The sequence below is a fragment of the Succinatimonas hippei YIT 12066 genome (assembly GCF_000188195.1).
GTDB lineage: Bacteria > Pseudomonadota > Gammaproteobacteria > Enterobacterales > Succinivibrionaceae > Succinatimonas > Succinatimonas hippei.
In genome coordinates, this window is sequence record NZ_GL831074.1 from 1 (window position 1) to 7,413 (window position 7,413).

At 39.6% G+C, this 7,413-nt stretch carries 3 protein-coding genes; 2 read left to right on the forward strand and 1 reads right to left on the reverse strand.

The features are described 5' to 3' along the window. The first annotated feature begins 149 nt into the window (after positions 1-149). Positions 150-2,213, forward strand: a complete 2,064-nt coding sequence (gene prlC / locus HMPREF9444_RS09800) for an oligopeptidase A (RefSeq protein WP_009144281.1) — start codon at positions 150-152, stop codon at positions 2,211-2,213. A gap of 29 nt (positions 2,214-2,242) precedes the next feature. Here prlC and HMPREF9444_RS09805 read toward each other — a convergent pair whose 3' ends face one another. Further along, positions 2,243-5,506 (reverse strand): AarF/UbiB family protein, encoded by a 3,264-nt coding sequence (locus HMPREF9444_RS09805; RefSeq protein ID WP_009144282.1) that lies wholly within the window; start codon positions 5,504-5,506, stop codon positions 2,243-2,245. 389 nt (positions 5,507-5,895) lie between these two features. On the opposite strand from HMPREF9444_RS09805, the gene HMPREF9444_RS09810 reads away from it, so the two are divergent. Continuing rightward, complete coding sequence (locus HMPREF9444_RS09810) at positions 5,896-7,233, forward strand: esterase-like activity of phytase family protein (protein WP_009144284.1); 1,338 nt, start codon at positions 5,896-5,898, stop codon at positions 7,231-7,233. The last annotated feature ends 180 nt before the right edge of the window (positions 7,234-7,413 follow it).

The following is a 7,413-nucleotide window of genomic DNA, read 5'->3' on the forward strand; positions in this document are numbered from 1 at the left end:
CGGGGTTTTAGCCGCTGATCTTTTTTGATAAACGCAAGTGGCCTTTTTGCTAAAGGAAGTACGCAATCTTAGCTTATTGGCCGTTGATCCTTAAACTTAGATACGTTAGTCTTAACCATTAATCAGGATTTAAAGAAGGTATTAAATAAATGGAAAAAGATTTTAATCCTTTAATGCATATCGTAGGGCTTCCGCTTTTTTCAGCAGTAAAGCCTGAACACATAAAACCGGCTGTAGAGAGTGCCATAGAAAATTGTAAGAACGTTATTATCAATGTCGTAGAAAAAAATAAAGATAATCCCACATGGGATAATTTGATGTCTCCGATAGAAGAGGCGGATGATCGCTTTTCAAAAATCTGGTCGGTTGTTTCCCATTTAAATTCCGTTAATAACACTCAAGAATTAAGAACGGCGCATGATGAATGTCTGCCGCTTATAGCGCAGTATTCAACATGGGCGGGACAATATCGTCCGTTGTTTGACGCGTTGACGAAGCTTGCCAAAAGCGATGAGTTTAATTTATTAACTAAAGCTCAGCGTAAATCAGTAGAAAATTCTTTACGTGATTTCAGATTGTCGGGTATTGATTTGCCTGAGGACAAGCAGCGCCGTTTCGGAGAAATTTCGGCACGTCTGTCGCAGCTGCAGTCGGATTTTGCCAATAATCTTTTAGATGCAACTAATAATTATGTTAAAAACGTCATCGATGAAAAAGAGCTGGTAGGTTTACCGCGCGGGGCTTTGAATCTTGCTAAAAGCGAAGCCAAAAAGCGCAGCCTTGACGGATATGTCTTTACTTTGGATATTCCGTCTTATCTGCCGGTTTTAACTTATGCAGATAATCGTGAATTGCGTAAAGAAATGTATATTGCATATAACACCCGTGCTTCTGACGTAGGACCTGATGCCGGCAAATGGGATAATTTGCCTGTCATGGAGGAGATTTTGTCTTTACGCCATGAGCTTGCCCGGCTTCTTGATTTTAAAGATTACGCATCATTATCTCTTGCTACTAAGATGGCGCAAAACAATGATGAAGTTTTAAGCTTTTTATATGATTTGGCAAATAAATCTCATAATCAGGGGCTTGAAGAGGTAAAAGCTTTAGAAGAATACGCAAAAGGTTTAGGCTGTGATGAGTTAAAACCGTGGGATGTCGCTTATTATTCCGAAAAGCTGCGTCAGGAAAAATATTCCTATAATGCCGAAGAGCTGCGTCCGTATTTCCCTGTTGATAAGGTTATCGCCGGTCTTTTTGAGTGCGCAAAACGCATTTACTCCATTACATTCAGAGCGCGTTTTGGTGTTGATGTCTGGAATGAAAATGTCGTCTGTTATGACGTATACGATGAGTTCGGCAGCAAAATCGGTACTTTATTCATGGATTTGTATGCCCGTCAGGGAAAACGCGGCGGCGCCTGGATGGATGAGTGCATGAGCAGGCGTTATCGTGCTGACGGCAGCTTGCAGCTTCCTGTTACATATCTTGTTTGTAACTTTACTCCTCCGGTTAACGGCAAACAGTCTGAACTTACGCATGATGAAGTAGTGACTTTGTTCCACGAATTCGGGCACGGGTTAAATCAGTTGTTAACGCGTATTGATATCGCAGACGTTTCCGGAATTAACGGAGTACCTTGGGATGCCGTTGAGTTACCGAGTCAGTTTAATGAGAATTTTGCCTGGCAGGAAGAAGTTCTTAATTTTCTGTCCTGTCATGTCAGAACGGGAGAGCATTTGCCTAAAGAGAAGCTTGATGCTTTGATTGCAGCTAAAAATTTTGAGTCGGCTATGGCAATGCTTAGGCAGCTTGAATTTGCGATTTTTGATTTGAGAATTCACGCAGAATACGATCCGCACAAAGGCGGACGCATTTACGAAATTTTAAATGAAGTCAAATCAAAAGTAAGTGTTGTTCCTCAATATGAGAACGGTCGCTTCCCTAACGGATTTTCGCATATTTTTGCAGGCGGATACGCGGCAGGATATTACAGCTATAAATGGGCGGAAGTGCTGGCTGCGGATGCTTTCGGACGCTTCATTGAGGAAGGTATCTTTAATAAAGAGGCCGGCGCGGATTTTCGTGATTATATATTGGCATCAGGAGGAGCAGAAGATCCGATGAAGTCATTTATAGCTTTCAGAGGCCGTAAGCCTAAAGTGGATGCTCTGCTGGTTCAAAGCGGAATCAAAGTAACACAGCAACAGTAGAACGTAAAAAAGGGGCATTTGCCCCTTTTTTAAGAATATGTGTAGCGTAAAGCAGTAAAGAAGCCCAAGCGGCTTAAAGAGCTGCGCATGTTTTGTGAAATAACTTCGCCCATGCAGTCGCAAAAATCAAGCGGCTCCTTATGCTTTAAAGATCCGATAAGGTTTATATATCTGTCGCATTCACTTTCATAAAATTGCAGAAGTTTGTTTCTGTATTCGCTAAACAGATGTTCTTTTTGGCTGACATCATCCGCAGAAGGACTATTTTTTAATTCAATCATTTGTTCTCTTATTTCTTTGAGATCAGGAACTGAACTTTCGCAAATAGCTTGTGGTGTAACAGCATCTTCAGGATCTTGCTTGATGTTTTCTAAAAATTTACTTATAAGAAAGCAGCTGTCGTTGTCAGTAGATGCCGTTTCACGATAGGTAAGTAGCGCTGACTTTAACATAACAAGTTTTGAAGTAACGGTATTAACGCCGTCTTTAAATAAATCAGAAGAACTGCGCAGCGTTGATAATAACGTTAAATAAGGAGGCATTGCTTTGGCTCCGATAGGAAGAATTTCCAGCATTTTGTCTTTTATTTGTTTTAGTGCTTCGTTCAAGGAATCAACCGCAGCCTGCAGTCTTAATTGGCATTGCGAAAAATTAAATATCGGAGCCGGTACTTCAATACCGAGTTTTTGTATGGCGGTTAAAGCAACGGCGATACGTTTTCCCGTATCGCTTTCTTCGCCTTTTTGCAGAATTTTGTCGATGATTTCACTGACTTGGTTTTTTTTAGCTGCAAAAGCAATTTTCCCCTCAGGGCTTAACAATTCCTGGTAGCCTTTTAAGAAGTTTGACGTATCCTGTTTAAGTGCTGCAGCCGCAATTAAAGTTATCTGTATTTGCTGTGAAGAGGTAAGTTTAGTTGCATTGCCGAAATCGATAACGGTCAGCATATTGTCATCTACCATCATATTTCCGGCATGCAAGTCACCGTGATAAAAGCCTTCACCGTAGATACCTTCGGATACCCATTTGCTGCTTAAGTTGATCAAAAACTGCTGTTTTTTCTCAACATCTATATAAATTTTATTTAAATCTTCCAAAACCTTGCTGGTAGTTTCACGGTAGAACTTTTCGTCGGGGATCTCCACTGTATCTGTCTGCTGCATATTAGGAGCAACAGCTTCTTGAATTTTTGCGTCAAGACCGCTTAAATATCGGTCCAGTGTAATTCCCGGCGCTTTTTCCAGTACCATGGTATTGGCTGTCGGCTCTACCAAAGGATTTAATTTCATGCTTTTTACTGTGGCAAAACCTTGATCGTAAATAGCTCCGTCCTTGATGTTTGCAGCCTCTATAGTCAAATCAAGCTCTGACATAATACGTTCTAATTGTCCGGCAAAGGTTGTGGTCATGCCGGGGATATTTTTTGCTGCTTCTTGGAAAATAGCCTTTTCTCTTTCCGCTCTTAATTTGGCATCCGGGCGCAAAATTTTAATAACGCAGTCAGTTCCGTCCGGGTGATCTTTGGTATACATTTTGCATAATAATGCTTGACCTACCGAAGCTGCGCCTAATGATTTTGTTATTTCGATTTTATCGATGCGTCCTTGAGATTTTTCTACCATGTCAAGCAGATATGCCTGAATAATTGTAGGATTTATCGGAGCGAGATTGCTTTTCATATCTTGCAGGGCATTACGGAAGATGGCATTCATGCTTTCAGTATTAAATCCCTGCAGCATCTTTTGCATGATTGGCCCTGCGCCTTTAAGCAAAGCACCGAGTTTGGCTCCCTGATCGGCGTTTTCCGTACTGTAGCGTACGCCTGCTGCAATCATAGCTCTTTGGTCAATAGGAGGTATAGCTGAAAAATATGAATTCATAACCTCGCGCATGAATTTACCGTAACCGTCGCTGTTAAGATCGGTCCCGCTTGTCTGCAGCAGTTCGTCAAGAGTCTTGGTATCGTAATCCGCTGCATCTGAGGCAGCGCTATTGCCGCAGATTTCGTCAAATTGTTCTGAAATAGTGCGCTGGAGATTTTCTGATAAGTGTTGTATCTCTTTATCTATAGCTTCTTCCGTTGCGGCAAACTCGGATAGCGGAGTCAGAGTTATGGCGGTTTTAACTAAAAAACTAATTTGGTTTTCATTAAGATTATTAATTAAATCTTTTACCTTCTTGTTTTGTACGTCATAATCATGTTTAATTTCTTCGTAAATTTCTCGTTCATCCGATTTTAAAGCATCGGATATCTCTGCAGAATCTTTACCGAATGGCTCAATATTTTCAATCGTATCAAGGATATTGTTGATTTGCTCTTTTATTTCTGGAATAAGCGCATCAAGCTCGGATCGGTTTTTTAAAATTTTACTTATAGTGTCTGCATTCTGATATAAAGCAAGCTGTAATCTTTTCCCTTTATTATCAGCATTGGCATCAATATCCCAAGTACGTTCGTTATAGATTAAATCTGCAGCTAAATTGCGTACCGCCTGTTTTTGTTGTAATTCTTGCGCATCCGTTTGATTTGAGGGGGTAGGTAAAGAACTTACTTTTGCTGTGACTGTTTTAGGATCCGCTTTTTGTTCTGTTTCAAACTTGCTTATAAGATCAAGACAGTCGGCAGTATTGATAAGATTGTTATTGCATAAAGGATAAAAAAGTTTTTCAAATTCTGCTTTGGTGGAAAACTGCTCTTTTAAGGCCATTTCGGTAAATAACTTTAAAAGCGGTGTAGTTATAGAACTAAGATCGTGCTCTTGAATGCCGATAGCAGATATCAATGCCTGAGAATATAACTGACGTACGCGCGGGCGAGTGGAATCGTTATCCGTTAAATCGTTAAGCATGGACAGTACGTTGTCTTTTCCATAAAAATTAACGTGTTGAGCCATATCGTCTTCAAGTTTTTCTTTAAGCTGCTCTGCGGTGTGCTCAAGTTCAATATCTTGATTGTCAATTCTGGCGATAAGCCGGTTATCGTCGGCGCGTTGATGAATGCTGACAAGCAGACCGTTCATGACAAGAGAAATTGTTTCGTCCTGATTGGGAGTAAAATTTTCAAGAACATGTCTTAAATTTTTAACGCTTTGGATTGTTCCTTGTGCTATGGCTTCTTGTTTGTTTTCTTTTACTGCAAAATAAATAGCAGCACAGCCTAAAGTCAGAATGCCGAGAATGATTTTTTTTGCTGTAGAGGCTTTTTCATAGCTAGCCTGGTGAGAGGCTGTATCCTCTTGCCTTAAAATAGCAGTGTTAATATTTATGCGATTGGAAATACTATCGATTGACATAGCTTTTCTCTTTATTTTGACATGTAGGTTAAAATTAATATACAAATAATTTAATATATTGTTACATTTAATGTAAAAATAAAGTCTTTCTTGTGATTATTATCACAAATGCAGTTAAAAATTTATAACAGCAATTTTATCTTGGCGATAAATTGCACTGTTTATATCACGTCTGACTGCAGATTGGGGGTAAAAGTTTTTTGCATTCTGCAAACCGGCAAATATCAGGCATGGATATTGCCGTATGTGCTTATTTACTGAAAGATTCTTTTTTAATAAGCTTAATCTGAATTATTTTGTTTAAATTAAACATATAGTTAATTAGCAGTTAACTTTCTTTTTTTACACTAAAAGACAGAAAATTTGTTAAATACTCAAGGAGACCTTGTATGAATATGTCCCCAAAGTTTTTGGTTCTGTCTTTAGGTTTAGCTCTAAGCGTACCTTCGTTTGCAGCTTCCGAGGAAGTAAGCGCATTTTTAGAAGGACATGCGATTTTACCGGTAAACTCTACGGTTGCCGTCCCTTCAGACGCTCCTTCTGATATGAAAATAAGCGGTAAATATACTACCGGTAAAAGAATTGAGAAATTAGCTGCAGTTCCCGGTAAATCCGCTGATCGCTTAACCGGGATTTCTCTTCCTATTGAGAATCAGCCGCGTCAGGGTCATTCCGGAATTAAGCATATGGATGACGGAACCTTTTGGGTGATTTCAGATAACGGTTTTGGCAATAAGATTAACTCTTATGATTCAATGCTGTATTTAAATCAGTATCAGATTGATTTCAAGGACGGCAGTGTCAAGCCGTTAAAGAGCATTTTTCTGCACGATCCGGATAGAAAAGTTCCTTTTCATATTACTAACGAAAGCACTGAAAAACGTTATTTGTCAGGACATGACTTTGATCCGGAAAGCTTCCAGTTTGCCGGTGGCTTCTTATGGGTCGGGGATGAATTCGGACCTTTTCTAATTAAAGCCGATATGAACGGAAAAATCCTGGAGGTCTTTGATACCAAAGTAGACGGCAAGATAGTCAGATCTCCTGATAATCCTTATATTCAGTTACAAGGAGCTCCGGACGGAAAAGCACCCTTTGAAGTAACGCGTTCCAAGGGATTTGAAGGTATGGCTTCATCTCCTGACGGTACCAAATTATATCCTTTGCTTGAAGGCGCTTTGTGGGATGGTTCTCAATATGAAAATATTGACGGTAAACGTTACTTGCGCATTCTTGAATTCGATACCCAAAAAGGTGAGTGGACCGGCAGACATTGGAAGTTCGTGCTTGATGAAAATCATCATGCCATCGGCGATTTTAATATGATTGATGATGAACACGGACTTATTATTGAGCGTGATAACGGTGAAGGTACAGCTGATAAAGCATGTAAGACAGGTGAGCCTACTGCTAAATGTTTTAGCGATATAGCTAAGTTCAAGCGTATTTACCGCATTGAAATGAATAATGAAAATGTCGGAAAAGAGGCTTATAAACAAGCATATATTGATTTGCTTAACATTCAGGATCCAAAGAATGTTTCGCGGGTCGGCTTAAACGACGGAGTTTTTAAATTCCCGTTCTTTACAATAGAAGATGTGGATGTGGTTGATGCCAATCATATCGTTGTCGGAAATGATAATAATTTCCCTGGATCTTCAAGCCGTGATCCGAATAAGGCCGACGATAACGAGTTTATTCTTCTTAAAGTAGAAGGATTGCTCTAATTTTTCTTGGATATACAGATAGATGCCGGAAATAATCCGGCATTTTTCGTTTTTATTTTTTAAATGAATAGTCTAAAAAACTTGAAATAAAAATATTGCTGTAATTTATCAAAAAAAAGATCAGCGGATAAACCCCGTCCTTCAGTGCGGAGATCATCGCGAGGAGAAGCTCAGTGTTTA